At 63.7% G+C, this 17,411-nt stretch carries 15 protein-coding genes and 1 pseudogene; 5 read left to right on the plus strand and 11 right to left on the minus strand.

Translation table 11 applies throughout. The features are described 5' to 3' along the window. Nucleotides 1-693, plus strand: a 693-nt coding sequence (locus tag AC5Y4H_RS23665) for an IS256 family transposase (RefSeq protein ID WP_499985832.1), incomplete at its 5' end; no start/stop codon positions are given. A gap of 45 nt (nucleotides 694-738) precedes the next feature. Next, entirely contained in the window at nucleotides 739-1,167 is a 429-nt protein-coding gene (locus AC5Y4H_RS23670; protein WP_499985925.1) for a nitroreductase family deazaflavin-dependent oxidoreductase, read from the plus strand. Nucleotides 1,168-1,272: 105 nt separating this feature from the next. Here the strand turns inward: AC5Y4H_RS23670 and AC5Y4H_RS23675 are convergent, their stop codons facing one another. The 10 genes from AC5Y4H_RS23675 to AC5Y4H_RS23720 all read right to left on the minus strand — a co-directional run bounded on the left by AC5Y4H_RS23675 (nucleotide 1,273) and on the right by AC5Y4H_RS23720 (nucleotide 12,144). Continuing rightward, nucleotides 1,273-1,860 carry a peroxiredoxin gene (locus AC5Y4H_RS23675; RefSeq protein WP_499985834.1) on the minus strand — a complete coding sequence of 196 codons (588 nt, stop codon included), beginning with the start codon at nucleotides 1,858-1,860 and terminating at the stop codon, nucleotides 1,273-1,275. A 61-nt stretch (nucleotides 1,861-1,921) separates the two neighbouring features. Then, on the minus strand, nucleotides 1,922-4,729 hold the full coding sequence (locus AC5Y4H_RS23680) for an aconitate hydratase (RefSeq protein WP_499985927.1): 2,808 nt from the start codon (nucleotides 4,727-4,729) through the stop codon (nucleotides 1,922-1,924). Further along, nucleotides 4,729-5,088: a carboxymuconolactone decarboxylase family protein gene (locus AC5Y4H_RS23685; RefSeq protein ID WP_499985836.1), complete on the minus strand. Its 360-nt coding sequence runs from the start codon at nucleotides 5,086-5,088 to the stop codon at nucleotides 4,729-4,731. The genes AC5Y4H_RS23680 and AC5Y4H_RS23685 overlap by 1 nt, the downstream gene beginning before the upstream one ends. A gap of 98 nt (nucleotides 5,089-5,186) precedes the next feature. Then, nucleotides 5,187-5,750, minus strand: coding sequence for a DUF488 domain-containing protein (locus AC5Y4H_RS23690; RefSeq protein ID WP_499985839.1), 564 nt, complete (start codon nucleotides 5,748-5,750; stop codon nucleotides 5,187-5,189). Nucleotides 5,751-5,758: 8 nt separating this feature from the next. Continuing rightward, entirely contained in the window at nucleotides 5,759-6,127 is a 369-nt protein-coding gene (locus AC5Y4H_RS23695) for a hypothetical protein (RefSeq protein ID WP_499985841.1), read from the minus strand. Nucleotides 6,128-6,251: 124 nt separating this feature from the next. Then, nucleotides 6,252-7,166, minus strand: coding sequence for a slipin family protein (locus AC5Y4H_RS23700; protein WP_499985843.1), 915 nt, complete (start codon nucleotides 7,164-7,166; stop codon nucleotides 6,252-6,254). 73 nt (nucleotides 7,167-7,239) lie between these two features. Next, the gene (locus AC5Y4H_RS23705; RefSeq protein ID WP_499985845.1) at nucleotides 7,240-7,692 is read right to left on the minus strand and encodes a DUF3040 domain-containing protein; all 453 of its coding nucleotides are present in this window, start codon (nucleotides 7,690-7,692) and stop codon (nucleotides 7,240-7,242) included. Continuing rightward, on the minus strand, nucleotides 7,682-8,194 hold the full coding sequence (locus tag AC5Y4H_RS23710) for a DUF5994 family protein (RefSeq protein ID WP_499985847.1): 513 nt from the start codon (nucleotides 8,192-8,194) through the stop codon (nucleotides 7,682-7,684). The genes AC5Y4H_RS23705 and AC5Y4H_RS23710 overlap by 11 nt, the downstream gene beginning before the upstream one ends. A gap of 787 nt (nucleotides 8,195-8,981) precedes the next feature. Next, nucleotides 8,982-11,360 (minus strand): glycoside hydrolase family 65 protein, encoded by a 2,379-nt coding sequence (locus AC5Y4H_RS23715; RefSeq protein WP_499985849.1) that lies wholly within the window; start codon nucleotides 11,358-11,360, stop codon nucleotides 8,982-8,984. A gap of 424 nt (nucleotides 11,361-11,784) precedes the next feature. Next, nucleotides 11,785-12,144, minus strand: coding sequence for a DUF488 domain-containing protein (locus AC5Y4H_RS23720; RefSeq protein ID WP_499985851.1), 360 nt, complete (start codon nucleotides 12,142-12,144; stop codon nucleotides 11,785-11,787). Nucleotides 12,145-12,335: 191 nt separating this feature from the next. On the opposite strand from AC5Y4H_RS23720, the gene AC5Y4H_RS23725 reads away from it, so the two are divergent. Further along, nucleotides 12,336-13,028, plus strand: coding sequence for a helix-turn-helix transcriptional regulator (locus AC5Y4H_RS23725; RefSeq protein ID WP_499985929.1), 693 nt, complete (start codon nucleotides 12,336-12,338; stop codon nucleotides 13,026-13,028). 196 nt (nucleotides 13,029-13,224) lie between these two features. Here AC5Y4H_RS23725 and AC5Y4H_RS23730 read toward each other — a convergent pair whose 3' ends face one another. After that, entirely contained in the window at nucleotides 13,225-13,665 is a 441-nt protein-coding gene (locus AC5Y4H_RS23730) for a group III truncated hemoglobin (protein ID WP_499985853.1), read from the minus strand. A gap of 342 nt (nucleotides 13,666-14,007) precedes the next feature. Here AC5Y4H_RS23730 and AC5Y4H_RS23735 point away from each other — a divergent pair. Further along, nucleotides 14,008-14,846, plus strand: a pseudogene (locus tag AC5Y4H_RS23735) (universal stress protein). Between the two features lie 536 nt (nucleotides 14,847-15,382). After that, entirely contained in the window at nucleotides 15,383-17,128 is a 1,746-nt protein-coding gene (ctaD, locus tag AC5Y4H_RS23740) for an aa3-type cytochrome oxidase subunit I (protein WP_499985855.1), read from the plus strand. Nucleotides 17,129-17,411: the final 283 nt, after the last annotated feature.

Consider the following 17,411-nt stretch of genomic DNA (forward strand, 5'->3'; position numbering starts at 1 on the left):
GTGCACGCCCTGATCGCGGTCGGCGTCAACGCCGAGGGCCACCGCGAAATCCTGGGCATCGACGCCACCACCGCCGAGGACGGCGCCGGATGGTTGACGTTCCTGCGGTCGCTGACCGCACGCGGTCTGTCCGGTGTCCGGCTGGTCACCTCCGATGCGCACGCAGGGCTGCTGGCAGCCATCGGGGCGACCTTGCCCGGCGCGTCCTGGCAGCGGTGCCGCACCCATTACGCGACCAACCTGATGGCCCTCACCCCGAAGTCGTCCTGGCCGTGGGTACGCACCCTGCTGCACTCGGTTTACGACCAGCCTGACGCAGATTCCGTTGCCGCCCAATACGATCGCATCGTTGATGCATTATCGGACAAGCTACCCAAGGTCGCCGACCACCTGGAGAACGCCCGTGCGGACCTGCTGGCGTTCACCGCGTTCCCCAAGCAGATCTGGCGCCAGATCTGGTCCAACAATCCCCAGGAGCGGCTCAACAAGGAGATCCGTCGGCGCACCGACGTCGTCGGGATCTTCCCCGACCGCGACGCCCTAATCCGCCTCGTCGGCGCCGTGCTGGCCGAACAGCACGACGAATGGGCCGAATCACGGCGCTATCTGGGCCTCGATGTGCTCAGCAAATCCCGGCTCACTACCGACAACCCCACAGAACAGGAGGGCACCCCCGCGGCACTGACCGCCTGAACCATCACCACGAAGAATCACACGACGACGTCGTACACCACGTCTCTGGACTTGACCGCTCCGCGCCTCGTGAAATGGTATTCCAAGTCCAACGTAACGATCTATCGAGTCACCGGTGGACGCGTCGGGGGGCGAGAGCTGGGCTTGCCGGTGTGCCTGTTGACCACCACAGGCCGCAAGAGCGGGTTACCGCGAACGAGTGCACTGGTATACATGCGCGACGGTGCCCGGGTAGTCCTGGTGGCCGCACAGGGCGGCCTCCCCACACACCCACTGTGGTTGCTCAACCTGCGTGCGAACCCCCAGGTGCGTGTGCAGATCCGGTCGGAGATCCACACCATGTGCGCGCGGATCGTCGATGACGCGGAACGGGCTCAACTGTGGCCCCAACTGGTTGCGCTGAATCCGCGGTGGGCCAGATTCCAATCGTGGACCGACCGGGTGATTCCGGTGGTGGTCTGCGAGCCGGCCTAGGGTGGCGCCGCGTGCACGTCGACTGCCAGCCGGCGATGACGATCTCGTGATCCGCGGAGCGGATGCCAACACCGTCGCGGTGAGGCGATCACCTCGCCATGCCCATTACGCCGACTCTTTGAGCAGCTCGCCGGCGTCTAGGGTCGGGTCACCTTTGCGCCAGTTGCACGCACACAGTTCGTCGGACTGCAGCGCGTCGAGCACCCGCAGCACCTCATCGACATTTCGTCCCACCGATCCAGCGGTCACCGAGACAAATTGGATCTCGTTATTGGGATCGACGATGAAGGTGACGCGGTCGGCGACCCCCTGAGCGTTAAGCGCCCCGGTGCCTTGGGCCAGTTCTCGCTTGATATCCGAAAGCATCGGAAATGGCACCGTTTTGAGGTCTTCATTGCGTGCGCGCCATTGGAAGTGCACGAACTCGCTGTCCACCGACACGCCCAGGATCTGAGCGTCACGATCTTCGAACTCGTCGTGCAACTTGGCGAACGCGGCGATCTCCGTGGGGCACACGAAAGTGAAGTCCTTTGGCCAGAAGAACACCACGCGCCACCTGCCCGGATAGTCGTCGCTAGAAATGGTGCTGAAATAGTCACCGGGTTGGTGGGCGTCGACCTTGGACAGATCCCCGCCGACCAATGCAGTGAGCTGGTAGGACGGGAACTGGTCACCGATCGTTAGTAATGACATAACAACTCCTTGCGTCGATTCCATCAGCAGGGCTCTCAGCCGGCACACCGCTCTTTCGTTACTATTTCGAGTTTTGGGCGAGCAGTTGCCGCAGGACGTATTGCAGGATTCCTCCGTGGCGGTAGTACGCAGCCTCGGCCGGGGTGTCGATCCGCACGATGGCGTCGAATTCCGTTGCACGTGAGCCTATCTTGGCTCGCACGTTGACCTGGTGTGGTAGGGGCCCCGATTCTCCGTTGGCGGTGAGACCGCTGATGGAGTACACCTCCTCACCGGTGAGCCCGAGACTCTGGGCTGACTGCCCCGGCGCGAATTGCAGTGGCAGCACGCACATGCCGATCAGGTTGGAACGGTGGATTCGTTCAAAGGAGGTCGCCAGTACCGCCTTGACGCCAAGCAGCAGTGTGCCCTTCGCCGCCCAGTCGCGTGAAGATCCCGATCCGTATTCGGCGCCGGCGAGGATGATCAGCGGCACCCGTTCGGCGGCGTAACGGGTGGCGGCGGCGAAGATGGACATCGCCTCGCCGACCGGAAGGTGCCGGGTGAACCCTCCCTCGGTGCCCGGCGCCAGCAGGTTGCGCAGCCGGATGTTGGCGAAGGTGCCGCGAATCATCACCTCGTGGTTGCCGCGCCGGGAACCGTAGGAGTTGAAGTCTTTTCGCACCACCTGATGCTCTTGCAGGTAGGCGCCGGCCGGTGAATCCGTCTTGATCGCCCCAGCCGGCGAGATGTGGTCGGTGGTCACCGAATCACCCAACACCGCAAGTACTCGCGCTCCGCTGATGTCACTCACCGGATCCGGGTCGGCGCGCATGCCGTCGAAGTACGGTGGGCGGCGAACATAGGTGGAGGAATGGTCCCAGGCGAACGTCTGCGCGCTGGAGCTGTCGAGGCTGCGCCAGTTGTCGTCACCGGCATACACGTCGGCATAGCCACGGGTGTACATCTCCGAGTGCACGCACTCGGCGATGACCTTCTCGATTTCTTGAGTGCTTGGCCAGATGTCGCGCAAATACACGGGTTGCCCATTTGTGCTGATGCCCAGTGGATCATGCAATATGTCGACGAGCATGGTGCCGGCCAGCGCATAGGCGACGACCAGAGGCGGGGAAGTCAGGAAGTTCATCTTGCATTCGGGATGGATGCGGCCCTCGAAGTTGCGGTTTCCCGACAGCACCGAGCAGACTGTCAGGTCCTTTCCGGTGACCGCGTCGGAAACCTGCGGGATCAGCGGACCGGAGTTGCCGATGCAGGTGGTGCAACCGTAGCCGACCAACGCGAAGCCCAGTTTCTCCAGATATGGGGTCAGCCCGGCTCGGTCGTAGTAGTCGGTGACCACTCGCGACCCGGGCGCCAACGAGGTCTTTACCCACGGTTTGCTGGTCAGGCCCAGCTCGACGGCTTTTTTGGCGAGAAGTCCGGCACCGATCATCACCGACGGATTCGAGGTGTTGGTGCACGACGTGATGGCCGCGATGACCACATGGCCATGGTCCACCGTCACCTCGACACCGTCGTCGAGACTCACCTGCGCCGGATTCGACGGCCGGGCATGCTGCTCGCTGTACTCGCACGCAGTGGCCAGGCCGCTGGATCCGCTATCACGGTCGATCGCAATCGGATCACTGGCGGGGAATGAGGCGGCAGATGCCTTGTCCAGCGCACCCAGGGCGGCCGACTGTGTCGCGCCGGCCAACAGCGATCCGACCGTCTGCGATGCTGTAGCCAACGGGATCCGGTCCTGGGGACGCTTGGGCCCCGCGATCGACGGTTCGACCGTGGCCAGGTCCAGTTCCAGTCGCTGACTGTAGAGCGGTTCGTGCTCGGGGACATGCCACATGCCCTGTTCTTTGGCGTAGGCCTCCACGAGACGGATCTGCTGTTCGCGGCGTCCGGTCAATCGCAGATAGGTCAGGGTTTCTTCGTCGATGGGGAAAATCGCACAGGTCGAACCGTATTCGGGGCTCATATTGCCGATCGTGGCCCGATTGGCCAGCGGTACGTTCGCCACGCCTGGGCCGTAAAACTCCACAAACTTGCCGACGACGCCGGTCTTGCGCAGCAACTCGGCGATCGTAAGGACCAGGTCGGTGGCGGTGGCCCCCTCGGCCAGCGCGCCGGTCAGCTTGAACCCGAGTACCTGGGGGATCAGCATGCTCATCGGCTGTCCGAGCATGGCCGCCTCCGCCTCGATACCGCCGACCCCCCAACCCAGCACTCCGAGCCCGTTGACCATCGGAGTGTGCGAGTCGGTGCCCACGAGCGTGTCCGGATATGCAAGCAGACCGTCGGATGTCTTCCGGGTAAACACCACGCGGGCAAGGTATTCCAGGTTCACCTGATGACAGATTCCGGTATCAGGCGGGACCACCTGGAAGTCGTCGAATGCCTGCTGGGCCCATCGAAGCAATTGGTAGCGCTCTTTGTTCCGGCTGAACTCGAGGTCGGCGTTGATTCGGGACGCGTCCGGGTGGCCGAAGACGTCTGCGATCACCGAATGATCGATCACCAGTTCCGTTGGCACCAGCGGGTTGATCTTGCCGGGATCACCGCCCAGAGCCGTCATCGCCTCCCGCATCGCAACCAGGTCGACCACACACGGAACGCCGGTGAAATCCTGCATCAGCACCCTGGCGGGCGTGAACTGGATCTCGGTGTCGCTGACTTCGGTGGGCGCCCATCCAGCAAGCGCCGAGATCTGCTCGGCGGTGACCAGACGGCCGTCCTCGTTCCGCAGCAGATTCTCCAACAGCACCTTCAGGCTGTAGGGAAGGCGACCGGCGGTATCGAACGCGTCGAGGCGGTGGATACCGTAGCTTAGATCGTCGACTGCCAGGGTTGCTCTTGATTCAAAACTGTTGGCGTTCATCATTTCTCGCTCTCAGTCCTATGCCGATGGGCGTCCCGGTCCATCGCGTTAATCGCCAAGGTGGCGTGGGCGAACGCGCCGCCGGCCCGCATCTCGGCTGCCACCCAGATGGCTTCCATGATCTCCTCGGGGCTCGCGCCCTTGCGGCCAGCCAGTTTCGTGTGGCCGCTGATGCAGAACGGGCATTGCGTGACGTGTGCGACCGCAACCGCGATAAGTTGTTTGGTCTTATCCGGCAGGGCTCCCTCAGAGAAGACTGCGCTGCTGAACCGTTCGAACGCCTCGTGAATCTCGGGTGCGAGCGCCTTACGGCGGGCAGAGACCTCGGGGGTGGTGGGCTGATACATCGAATCCGGCATGCCTTTCTCCGATCCTTTTCGGGCGTTACCGGCAGGAGCGAAAGACGCAGCGTCAGTAGCGCGTTGACCTCGTAACTCGACGATAGGCCGGGACGTATTCACGGTCGTCGTCCGACTATCGGAGGACTCGTCGAGATTTTGTCGTAAACCAACAATCCATCGGCTCGCAACCGTGCTCCGAGCGTCGGGACGTGAGGGACGAGTCGCCCGTCGTGCATCAGGTGCTGCACGTGCACACGGCGGGCGAGGACAGCGAAGTCCGCGATCAGGCGGCGGTGACAACGCCACCACAGGGTCTCACTGCACATAATGGCGGTCCGCGCGTGCACGGTGTCCGTCAGTACAGCGTCGATCGCGGCGACGAAACTCGGGTCGCGCATGTAGCCCGCATACGCCCGGAAGGAGGTATTCCGCCAAATTATGTCCGGCGAGTCGGCCGCCACCTTGCGCCAGCCGCCGAGCTGCTTCTCCCAGCGGTACTCGATACCGGCTGCGGGGAGCCAGCATTGGAGCACCTCACGGGTTACGTCCGGATTGCGGCGGCTGCCCGGAGCGCTCCGCACATCGACCAGCGCAGCCACAGCGGCGCCGTGCAGCAAAGCGGCCAGCTCCGCACGCCCTAATGTGCCGTGCCCGACGGTGATCAACCCGCGCTCGTCCATACCTGGGCCTAGCCGAGCGCCACCGGCGCAGTCATCGTCAACTCGACCAGCATGAGCATCAGCAGGAACCAGCCGGCGCCCTGCCAGATCCACCAGCGGCCGCCGGCCCGCCAGATCCGGTACGTTCGGACGAACGCCCCGATGCCGCCGAGCAGCAGGATCAGCGGAGAGCCGATCCCAACCGCATTGCGCTGCAAACGATCACAGTGTGCGAGCGCCTGGTCGCCGGCCCCCGACTTGCAAGCACTCACCCACACCAGTCCCAGCCCCAGCACCAGCAGCGCAACCACAACGACCAATCCGGTGAAGCGCGCTGCGGCGGCGAAGGTCCGCCTACCTTGTTCCCGGTCCGCGCCCGACATTGTTGGGGTGTTCATGGCTAGGTCACCGCCTGGCAGTTGATGCCGTGGTGATCGCGTCCGCAGGGGTTTGGTCGATGCGTGGTGCGACCGCCTCTCGAGCGATCTTCCGCATTGCACACCGGATGCTGGCGTTCGGATGTTACTGGTTCAACTGAAATGGCTGATCCTCGATCAGGGTGTTGAGTTCGAGTCCGCGGGTGTCGTCCGGGATCTGTGGCGAAGCCAAGCAGGGTGTTTCGCCGTTCGCGACGCCGGGGCCTGCAGCGCTGGCCGCTGGCGTGTCCCGGCGATCGAAAGCCTGCGGTGTTGCTCGCTCCAAAAACCGCAACAGTTCGACGGGGAAGGGAAGTACCAGGGTGGAGTTCTTCTCCGCGGCGACCTCCACGACGGTTTGCAGAAGCCGCAGTTGCAGCGCGGCAGGATGATCGGCCATGACCTCGGCGGCCTGCGCCAGCTTTTGCGAAGCTTGCAATTCGCCGTCGGCGGTGATGATCCGGGCGCGTCGTTCACGCTCGGCCTCGGCTTGGCGTGACATCGAGCGCTTCATCGAATCCGGCAGTACCACATCCTTGATTTCGACGCGGTCGATCTGTACACCCCAGCCCAGCGCGGGGCTGTCGATCATCAATTCCAGGCCCTGATTGAGATGCTCGCGGTTGGACAGCAGGTCGTCCAGGTCGCTCTTGCCGATTATTGAACGCAATGATGTCTGCGCCACCTGGCCAATTGCCGCAACATAGTCCTGCACGTCGACCGCCACGCGCACCGGGTCGGCGACGTTGAAATAGATGACTGCATCCACCCGTACTGTGACATTGTCTCGGGTGATGCCGTCCTGAGCCGGCACCGGCATCGTGATGATCTGCATGTTCACCTTCTCAAGGTGATCAGCGATCGGCATCAGCATCGTGAGCCCCGGCCCGCGCACACCGGCTTGCACACGCCCGAATCGAAAGACGACGCCGCGTTCGAATTGTTTGACGACGCGAATGTTGGCTGCGAGCAAAAGAATCCCGAGGCAAACGATGGCACCCACCGCGTAGAGGGCGATCATGACCTTCTCCAGTTCCGCCCGGATCTCGTCGCTGGCCGCGTTGGGAGTTCGGGCTGCTAGTTGTGGTGAAACGTCACGCCACTCGACTTACCGCGTGGACGTGCCGGGGTCCCCAATCGAGCAACCGGCTGTCTACGTTCCCCTTGCGTCGGCCTCCGCATGACGGCGTTGCGATAGTTCTTGGGGGACCAAGGAACAGAGCGACGGCAACCGAGGAACTGACCGCGGCGGCGGGACTTGCAAAGCAGCTCTTCGGGAGAGCGACGGTGGTAACGGGCGGCGATGTCCGCGGCATCGGCGGGCTCCTCCGGGTCTTGACTTCCGCCTCGGTGAGCATGCGGGGTCCTAGTAGGGCCACACCGGCAAACATCGCTGCCACCACCAACATTCTTGCCCGAGCACGCTTGCGGCGACTCTTCGCTGGCGGTGTTTCCATGGCGCTGAAGAACGGAGCCAATTCTGGGCTGACCCAGCGAAGCCTTCGCTCGATTTGGCCTAGGAGATGGAGTTTGTGGTCACTGAGCATTCCGCACCTGCTGAGCTTCCGCTGTCTCGGCCGATCCGACGGGCTGATATCGCCGCCGGCGCAATGCACCGTCTGATTCCCAGCGCTGCTGCGCCATCAGTGCGACACGGCGATCCTCGGCCGCCTGCTTGCCGATCCCTAGCAGTTCGTCGGCTGTCGACACATCGTCGGGTTTCGCCGCTGTCATCACAGCCGTGTATGCGCGGGTGGGATTGGTGCATGGGGGGACAACCAGGAGGACAAGGCTTTGGGCGCCTTTTCTGATCAACGATATTGTGTTGATCGACCGATCAGCAGAGCCGTCGAGGACCACCTCACCGCTCCTGAATCTGAGATGCAAAGGTGCTGGCGCCCAAGCGTTCTGGTCGTACACAACCCGGTCGAAGCGTCCGAGTCGCGACCACAGGGCAGCGAGCAGCAGCGGAAGTTCGGTGGTCAGTTGAGTCGAGCGCGGCCACCAGCCGCCCTGCACGGATCCGAAGCGCTGATCGGGAGGCTTCAAGCGCAGGCGCAGGCTCGAGACCGCGGATGTACGAACCGGTGAAACTTGAACTCGCGGGGTTGGTGAGGACATCAGCGGCCCCCGGGCCTTGAGGACTGAGGGGGTGACCAGGCCAGAACTGCTCGTTGGGATAGGTCGAACGCACTTATCGCTAACTTTCATGTCTCTACCTCAACCTCGGGCCAGGGCCCGCTAATATAAAGTAATTTTATCAGTTAAATAGCTCCGATGAAAGGGTCGTGAGGCGAACGAGGAGACTGACACTCTGGCCGGGCAACATCACCCACGTCCACGCCTCAACGTTTGGCTCTGCAATCTCCATGGTGGTGTGGATGCCGCCGGAGGGCTTGCCGCAGCGGGACAATGGCACCGCCGCGCTTTGTCGCGTTTCGACAGCGCGAAATCGTTTACTTGGTGTTGGTAGCCGCGAGTTCGATCATCATGGCGAGCCTCTTTGTGACGTCGTTGCGACCCCGGGTTGGTGACCTCGGCCATCTTGCGCAGCCTGTAGCGCACGGTGTTCTCGTGCACTCCTCGCTGCAGGCCAACTGATACAAGGTGATCCTCACCAAGCTGCGCACCACCCGCTTGATCAGTAGACGGTGACCGCGGTCCGTCCCGGGGCGACAGGTGACTGGGCGGCCCACCACGTCCGGCAGCCGACGCCTTGGAGAACAACTCCTTTTAGCCCCGCTACGCTGTTTTGGTTGGCGGCCAAACCCTTTCTGCCACAATCCAAGAGGCCACGAAAGCAACGGTGGAAACGTTCGCGAAACAGCCTCGCGTCCTAAAGCCGGGCTGACGACCGTGGCCGCGGTCGCCGGCGCGCGACAGGGGCGCGGCCGGGTGGCTGTGTCGGGCGCGGGGGTGTTATCGATGGCCTGGTGATCGGTCGGATGATCGGGTCGCCGCGGGTCACGGTGATCGACTGTCCGTGGTGGGCGGTGAGCAGCGGTTCACCCGCGTGCAGTGTGTAGGTCGCGCTAGTCGCTGTGATCTCGACGCCAAGGCGGCGTCCGCGCATCACGATGGTGAAGGCGAGCCGGGTCAACGCGTCGGGCAACCGGGGCGCGAACGTGAGGGAGCCGTTTTGTTGTCGCATCCCGCCCAGCCCGGCGATCAGGGCGATCCAGTTGCCGGCAAGCGCAGCCATATGCAGGCCGTCGCCGGTGTTGTGCTCGAAGTCGTCGAGGTCCATGAGAGCGGCCTCGGCGAGGTAGTCGTAGGCCAGGGCCGTGTGCCCGACCTCGGCGGCGATGACCGCCTGAGTGCACGCGGACAGCGACGAGTCGCGGACGGTTAGCCGTTCGTAGTAGGCGAAGTTACGGGCCTTCTGCTGCGCGGTGAACGCATCGCTGCGGAGGTGCATGGCCAAAACCAGGTCGGCCTGTTTGACCACCTGTTTGCGATATAGGTCGAAATACGGGTAGTGCAGCAGCAGCGGATATTGGTCGGCTGTGGTGGTGGCGAAGTCCCAGATTTGGTGGGCGGTGAAGCCGTCGGCCTGTGGGTGCACGCCCAGCGCCTCATCGTAAGGGACGTACATAGCCTCGGCGGCGTCTCGCCAGGCGGCGGTTTCCTCATCGTCGATGCCGAGGTTGCGGGCGATGTCGGGGTGCCGTCCGGCGGCGTCGGCGGCCGCGCGTAGGTTCTGTTGCGCCATCAGGTTGGTGTAGACGTTGTTGTCCACGACGGCGCTGTACTCGTCAGGGCCGGTAACTCCGTCGATGCGAAAGTGGCCGTCGGTGTCGTGGTGGCCCAGCGAGGTCCACAGTCGGGCAGTTTCGGACAGGAGTTCGACGCCGACCTCACGTTCGAAGCTTTGGTCCCCGGTGGTGTCGAGGTAGCGGATTACCGCGTCGGCGATGTCGGCGTTGATATGAAATGCATCCGTGCCCGCGGGCCAGTAGCTGGAGCATTCTTCGCCGTGGATGGTGCGCCACGGGAAGGCCGCACCGGCCAGCCCGAGCTGCGCGGCGCGCGCGGTGGCCATTGGGAGGGTGGAGTGGCGCCAGCGCAGCGCGTGGGCGGCGGCATCAGGGGCGACCTGGGTCAGTACCGGCAGCACGTATGCTTCGGTGTCCCAGAAGCTGTGTCCGTTGTAGCCGGGGCCAGTGAGTCCTTTCGCGGAGATCGCTCGGCCCTCGGCGCGCGCACCGGCCTGTAGCACGTGGAACAGGGAAAACCGCACCGCCTGCTGAATCTCGGGATCCCCATCGACCTCGACGTCGCCGTGAGCCCAGAACTCGTCGAGGTAGCCGCGCTGTGCAGCATGCAAAGCGACCCACCCGGTCTGTCGTGCGCCGGCCAGTGCCGCGTCGGCCTGATCCCACACCGCGGGCAATGATCGGCTTCCTGACCATCCGTAGGCCACGAACTTGTCCAGGCGTAGCCGCTGCCCGGGTTCGAGGTCGGCGGTGAACGTCACCCGGCCCAGATCCGGGAAGCTTTCGGACTCCACTACGGTGCCGGCGGGTCCATCAACCAGATGGTCCATCACAGCGGCAATGCGCAGCTCACTGCGCTCGGTGGAATGGACCAGCCCGACGCGGGCACCCTTGGCCGCGTGCTTTTCGCCGATCAGCGGCGCCGTGTCCGCCGGTCCAGCCCGGGGGTCGGCAGCCGGTGCCGGCAAGGCTTCGTTGGCGACCAATTCGGACTGCACCACCACACGCACCCGACGGTCGAGGGTCTCGACCTGATAGCGGATCGCACCGATCGACCGGTGCACCAGCGACACCAGCCGGGTCGAGGACACTCGTATCGCGCAACCGGCCGGGGATGTCCAGTCGGTGCGGCGATGCAGAACGCCGTCGCGAAAGTCGAGGCACCACTCGTGAGCGTCCACCCGGCCGTAGGTGACGTCGAACGGTTCGTCGTCGACCAGCAGGCGGATCACCTTGCCGTTGGTGACATTGATGATCGTCTGCCCGGATTCCGGGTAGCCGTAGCCCGGCTCGGCATATGGCAGCGTTCGCAGCTCGTGAACTCCGTTGAGATAGCTGCCAGGCAACCCGTGAGGTTCGCCCTCGTCGAGGTTTCCACGCCAGCCGATATGCCCATTCGACAGCGCGAAAACCGATTCGATCTGCGCAAGCGCCTCGATGTCGAGCTCTGTCGCGCGCAGGCACCAGGGCTCAATCGTGAACGACGGATGGTTGATCATCGCGATCGAGCCGAGCTCACATGTGTGGCGCCGTGGCCGGTTAAGGCGATGATGCGGATGTCTGCGATTGTGGTCATGCTCGGCTCCTGTGCCACCGCTTGCGGTATCGGGTGATTCACGGGGTGGATGGTGCGATGAAAGGAGTTCGGTGTCGCCGCGGCCCGGTGGGCGCCCCTCTTGACGTCGACGTCCGGCCGGTGTTGCGCCGGCGGAGCGGCCCTTTTGACGCGCCGGATCGTTTGGCACCTGAGGGGAAGCCCTGTCCCTTGACGGGCGCTTCGGGCTGCTTTTCGGGCTTGCCGATGCACTCTCGGCCTGCGGGCGAGGGCTCGGCCGCGGCGGCTGCTGTCGTGGGGCCGGGTCGTTTGGCGCCCGGGGGTCAGGACAAGGCCCTGGCCCGCGAGAGCTGCGGCGGCATCGAAGGTCAATGCAGCAGCGCAGCGAGCACGACGGCCTCGCTGATGTCAACGGCCTTGCTCGCCGTGAGCAGTGTCAGTGGTCCCTCACTTGCTAGTTGGCGTAAGTGCGCCAGGGCTTCGGCCCGCGCAGGTTCGGTTAGCTCCACCTCGTAGCGGCGAGTGAACTCCTGGAAGCGTTCTGGATCGTGGCTGTACCACTTACGCAGCTCGTTGGAGGGTGCGATCTGCTTGCACCACTCGTTCAAATCCGCCTTTTTGTTAGTCATCCCTCGTGGCCAGATCCGGTCCACCAGCACCCGGGTGCCGTCGCCGCGCATCCGGTGGTCGTACACGCGGCGCACCTGCACCGCGCGGGTATTTCCCATTTCTTTACCTCTCGCCTATAGCGCAGTCATTGTCGCCGATTATGTAGGCGTTTGCTAATATAAAGGAAGCATATCCACTAAATCTATGGAATGGAAGGGCGCGAGTGGGCAAGCAAACAGACACGGTGGCCGGGCCGCGTAGGCGAGGAGATCGCCTGCCGCGCAACCGGCAACGTGAACGAGTGCTCCAGATGGTGCGTGAGCACGACGGTGCGGTGGATGCGGTCGAGCTTGCCTCGCGCATCGGATTGCACGTCACCACAGTGCGTTTCCATCTGGATGGGTTGTGCGAAGAGGGAACGATCGTGCGCACCCGCATGAACCGGGCCGGTGTGGGACGCCCCCGCACCGGATACCGCGCCGTCGAGGAGCGCCTGGGCTATCGGGTACTCGCGGAGGTTCTCGCGATGGAACTGGGACAGACCGTGGAAGAACGCGCTCGGCGTGCCCAGCACGCCGGACAGCAATGGGCCGACCGAATCACGGTGAGCTCACCAGGTGAAGCCGTTGCCGGCCAGGATGTTACGGATACCGCGCAGGTGGGTGACCCGCTCGATCGAGGAGCCGAGATCGCAACTGGGGTCTTCGAACGGATGGGTTTCGTCCCCGAACTGGCTGCGGCGTCAGAACCATCGTCATCGCTGTCGGCTGATAGCGATCAGATCGTCGGGCGGGAGCGGATCATCCGGCTGCACGCCTGCCCGGTACGGGATCTGGCCCGAGCGCACCCCGAAGTGGCATGCGGATTACACCTGGGCTTGCTGCACGGCCTGCTCACCAAGGCCGAACCTGCCGATGGCCAGCCGATGTCCGCCAGACTCGAGCCCTTCGTCGAACCCGAACTCTGCCTCGCCAGGGCGTCTGTCTCGCGAAGGACGGCATAACTGACGTCGGGGCCGCGGCTAGCTAGGCGCCCTGTTCCGCGGCTCCGTGCCGGCGCTCTGTCGAGGGCAGCGCCGGTCCGCCGAGGGCGCGACCGTGCTGACGCGCGACGCGGGATGGACGACGTGATCGCCGAGGCTGGCCTCTCCCGGTGCATGGACCCGTCCTGACCGCTCGCAGTACCTGCACGGTCGGCGGTCAGATTCGCTGTTGGACAAGAACGTCGAGTTCCTCTGAGGCGTGTCCCGTTAGCCGGCGGTGCATTGCCCGGGCGATTCTGGTCGCCTGGATTTTCGCGTGCTCGGCAACTGGGCCCTGATACATCTGGTCGATGGTGCTGTTCCAAAGTTTGAGCCAGCGCAGGAAGTGACGGGCGGTGAGCACATGCCGATCATGGACGGGCTGGTGAGCGCGTATCGCGCTGCCCCCATAGAGCCCAGCGCGGAACAGCACCGTCTGCCAAAAGTCGCACATGACCGGAAGGTGCGATTCGAGGCCGTGCACCCGGATCTCCGCGAACGGCTCAGCAAGGATGTCGTCGACGAGTACCTGACCATAGAAGCGGCGCAGCAACGCCTCCACATCTGCGCGGGTCGCCAGATCCACCCGCGCCCGGTCAACTGCTAGGGCGTCCAACATGATCACCTCCGCGGCGAGGTTGAAGGGCCAACGCAATCAATAGGCCCAACCGCACCATCGTGCGCACGCACATCTGAAGCACTTCGGTCGCGTCGCCGGTTGCGCGGCAGGCGATCTCGTTGCGCGCGCGAGCCGGCCACAGGATCTGTCTCCTCGCTCACTCACACCGTCCAATCAGCATATTTAAATGATAATATTCATCTATATTAGCGGAACTTCTTAAGGGGAGGAGGGTTGGGAGTGACGGTCGACGCGGTTCTCCCGGGCGACGTGCGCATCGATAGCTGGATCCCACGCTCGCGGGACGTTCACCTGCAAACCGTTGCAGCGCAACCCGTCGCGATGACAGTCGTTGGCCGCGCCGACGTCGACCACCTCGCCCGACCCGTCGTCGTCGGTGTCGACGGATCACGCACGGCGACACACGCGGCCCTATGGGCGGTCGACGAAGCGGTCAGCCGGGACATCCCGCTACGCCTTGTATCCGTCATCGGTCCGGTTGGCATGTCCGGCGCTCATGCCGACACCGTTCAAGACGCTTCTGCCCGCGCGGCCTTGTACGAGGTGCGGCGCGCCATCGAGGCCAACGGGAAACCGGTCAAGATCGAAACCGAGATCCTCTGGGAAAGCCGCTTGCCGCACTGATCGAGCAATCGCTGTGGGCGGCGATGGTCTGTGTTGGGTCAATCGGGCTCAAGCACGCCTGTAATGGCGTGGGTTCCGTGGCGGCGGGCCTGGCCGCGCTGGCGCCGTGTCCGGTGGCGGTGATCCGGCGGCCGGTGGGCGGGCCAGCAACCACGCGGGTCGGGACGATTGTTGTCGACGTGCACAACGGTGTAGTGCTGCGACATGCCCTCGAGGAGGCGAGACTGCGGGGAGCGCCTCTGCGGGCAATCTCGGTATCCGGCACCGAGCGGCCCGACGACGTCGGCGACCGAAATCGTTTGGCGCGAGCGCAACTGGATCGTCGCATCGCTCGGTGGACACCGTTGTATCCCGGTGTGCAAATCGAGTCCGCCATCGTCCGCGGAAGTGTTGGCCGATATCTGGCTACCAACGCGGATTCGGTCCAGCTGTTCGTCGCTGACCCGCAGGCCTATCGCGACTTGCGTAGGGCGAACGACGCGGGATGCTCGGTACTCACGGTACGTTGCACGAACTTTAACTGCGGCGCGGCCTGATTACTTGCTGGCAGCGGAAACCAACACATCTGCCTATTGGCCCCAAACGTCCATGACCGCAATGTCAGGCCCGCAAAGCGCGGCGCGACCGAGGGCGACAGTGCTGATTTTGTGCGACGCCGGTTCCGACTTATCTGCCGAGCCTAGGCCGCCGACCGCAGCGCAGATTGGCTTAGGCCCGGTCATATCCGCACATCTGGCCGAAACCCGGATTGGAGGACTATGGTGCCTTATTAAAGGACTAAAATCCTCTAAACGAGGTCGGTAAGGATGAGCGGCTCATGGCCTATGGGATTGCGATACCCGGATCGGCATGCCGGGCACCGGCGTGCATCCCGATTTACCCGGCCGAATACGGCTTCGCAGGATCGCCACCACAAGATGTCCGATCCGACACCGACATCGCGGGTGGGCTTGACGCCCAGAAAGCGGAATTCGTTCGTGGGACCCCGCCTGAGCGGGCATGGCCTGCCGGGAAGGCCGGATCTGGCTGCCACGGACGAGCTCGTGTTCGCGACGCACAGTGAGGACGCGCTGTGAGCACCGTCGCCGAACTGATTCCCACCCGGCCGTTCCCGCAGCGTCGTGGACTGAAGGGCACGTTCATCTACCGGTTGGTGACGACCACCGACCCCAAGCTGCTCGGCATGATGTACACCGCTACGTCGATCGGGTTCTTCATGCTCGGCGGGTTGATGGCCTTGTTGATGCGGACCGAGCTTGCCGCACCGGGTTTGCAGTTCTTGTCCAACGAGCAGTACAACCAGTTGTTCACCATGCACGGCACGATCATGCTGCTGCTGTATGCAACCCCGATAGTGTTCGGCTTCGCCAATTGCATTCTGCCGCTGCAGATCGGCGCACCAGACGTTGCGTTCCCGCGGCTCAACGCGCTCAGCTATTGGCTCTACCTGTTCGGCGCACTGATTACGGTGTCCGGTTTCCTCACCCCCGGGGGTGCAGCGGATTTCGGCTGGACGGCCTACACACCACTGAGCAGCGCCGTACATTCGCCCGGCGCCGGCGGCGATCTGTGGATCATGGGTCTGGCCATCGCCGGGTTGGGCACCATCCTGGGGGCCGTCAACATGATCACCACCGTGGTCTGCATGCGCGCCCCCGGCATGACCATGTTCAGGATGCCGATCTTCACCTGGAACATCCTCATCACCACGATCATGATGCTGATCGCATTCCCGCTGCTGACCGCCGCGCTACTCGGGCTGGCGGCCGACCGACATCTGGGCGCCCACATCTACGACCCGGCCAACGGCGGAGTCATCCTGTGGCAGCACCTGTTCTGGTTCTTTGGTCACCCCGAGGTCTACATCGTCGCGATCCCATTCTTCGGCATCGTCACCGAAATCATCCCGGTATCTTCCCGCAAACCGGTCTTCGGCTACACCACCATGGTCTACGCCACCATGAGCATCGCCGCGTTGTCCACCGCGGTCTGGGCCCACCACATGTTCGCCACCGGCGCCGTCCTGCTGCCGTTCTTCAGCTTCATGTCGTATCTGATCGCCATCCCAACCGGCATCAAGTTCTTCAACTGGATCGGCACCATGTGGCACGGTCAACTGACCTTCGAAACACCCATGCTGTTCTCATTCGGCTTCATGGTCACATTCCTGCTGGGCGGCCTGTCAGGCGTGATGCTGGCTAGCCCGCCGATCGACTTCCACGTCACCGACACCTACTTCCTGGTCGCCCACTTCCACTACGTGCTGTTCGGCACGATTGTGTTCGCCACCTATGCCGGCATCTATTTCTGGTTCCCCAAGATGACCGGCCGGCTGCTCGACGAGCGCCTGGGCAAGCTGCACTTCTGGCTGACGTTCATCGGCTTTCACACCACCTTCTTGGTCCAGCACTGGCTCGGCAACCAAGGCATGCCGCGGCGTTACGCCGATTACCTACCCACCGACGGATTCCAGCCGCTCAATGTTGTCTCGACGATCGGGGCGTTCATCCTGGGCGCGTCCCTGCTGCCGTTCGTCTGGAACATATTCAAGAGCTACCGCTACGGCGAAGTTGTTGTCGTCGACGATCCCTGGGGATATGGAAACTCCCTGGAATGGGCCACCACCTGCCCCCCGCCGCGGCACAACTTCACTGAACTTCCCCGCATCCGTTCCGAGAGGCCCGCCTTCCAGCTGCACTACCCTCACATGGTCGAACGCATGCGCAGCGAATCCCACGTCGGCCGCCGACCTCGCTCTAGCCAGGCCGTGGTGGGCGCAACTCGCCCCACCAGCCAGACACAACCCCGCGGTGGATGAACAGGCCAATACGGGCGCCGCGAACCCGATGGTCCTTCTGAACAGAGGCGTCGGAGTGTCCCGCCATACCCGGTGGCAACGCGACTTCGACCAACTGGTCGGCGAGGGCGACGGGCACACCAGCAGGCCTTAAACAATGACCAATCCCAATCCCCGCAGAGACTCACTAGTCTGCGCGGTTGGGTAGCGACACGGCCAATCATCAGGGCGCCAGCGGGCCGCGTGCCTTGCCGTGTATCGCTGCACAACGAGTGCGCCCCCAGCCTGTGGTTCGTGGCCGATC

This window comes from Mycobacterium sp. NGS58, assembly GCF_059812385.1.

Bases quoted from the DNA above. Each gene is read 5' to 3' on its own strand.
- AC5Y4H_RS23675 (WP_499985834.1), bottom strand. From the start codon at position 1,860: ATGTCATTACTAACGATCGGTGACCAGTTCCCGTCCTACCAGCTCACT.
- AC5Y4H_RS23680 (WP_499985927.1), bottom strand. From the start codon at position 4,729: ATGAACGCCAACAGTTTTGAATCAAGAGCAACCCTGGCAGTCGACGAT.
- AC5Y4H_RS23685 (WP_499985836.1), bottom strand. From the start codon at position 5,088: ATGCCGGATTCGATGTATCAGCCCACCACCCCCGAGGTCTCTGCCCGC.
- AC5Y4H_RS23690 (WP_499985839.1), bottom strand. From the start codon at position 5,750: ATGGACGAGCGCGGGTTGATCACCGTCGGGCACGGCACATTAGGGCGT.
- AC5Y4H_RS23695 (WP_499985841.1), bottom strand. From the start codon at position 6,127: ATGAACACCCCAACAATGTCGGGCGCGGACCGGGAACAAGGTAGGCGG.
- AC5Y4H_RS23700 (WP_499985843.1), bottom strand. From the start codon at position 7,166: ATGATCGCCCTCTACGCGGTGGGTGCCATCGTTTGCCTCGGGATTCTT.
- AC5Y4H_RS23705 (WP_499985845.1), bottom strand. From the start codon at position 7,692: ATGCTCAGTGACCACAAACTCCATCTCCTAGGCCAAATCGAGCGAAGG.
- AC5Y4H_RS23715 (WP_499985849.1), bottom strand. From the start codon at position 11,360: ATGATCAACCATCCGTCGTTCACGATTGAGCCCTGGTGCCTGCGCGCG.
- AC5Y4H_RS23720 (WP_499985851.1), bottom strand. From the start codon at position 12,144: ATGGGAAATACCCGCGCGGTGCAGGTGCGCCGCGTGTACGACCACCGG.
- AC5Y4H_RS23725 (WP_499985929.1), top strand. From the start codon at position 12,336: ATGGTGCGTGAGCACGACGGTGCGGTGGATGCGGTCGAGCTTGCCTCG.
- AC5Y4H_RS23730 (WP_499985853.1), bottom strand. From the start codon at position 13,665: ATGTTGGACGCCCTAGCAGTTGACCGGGCGCGGGTGGATCTGGCGACC.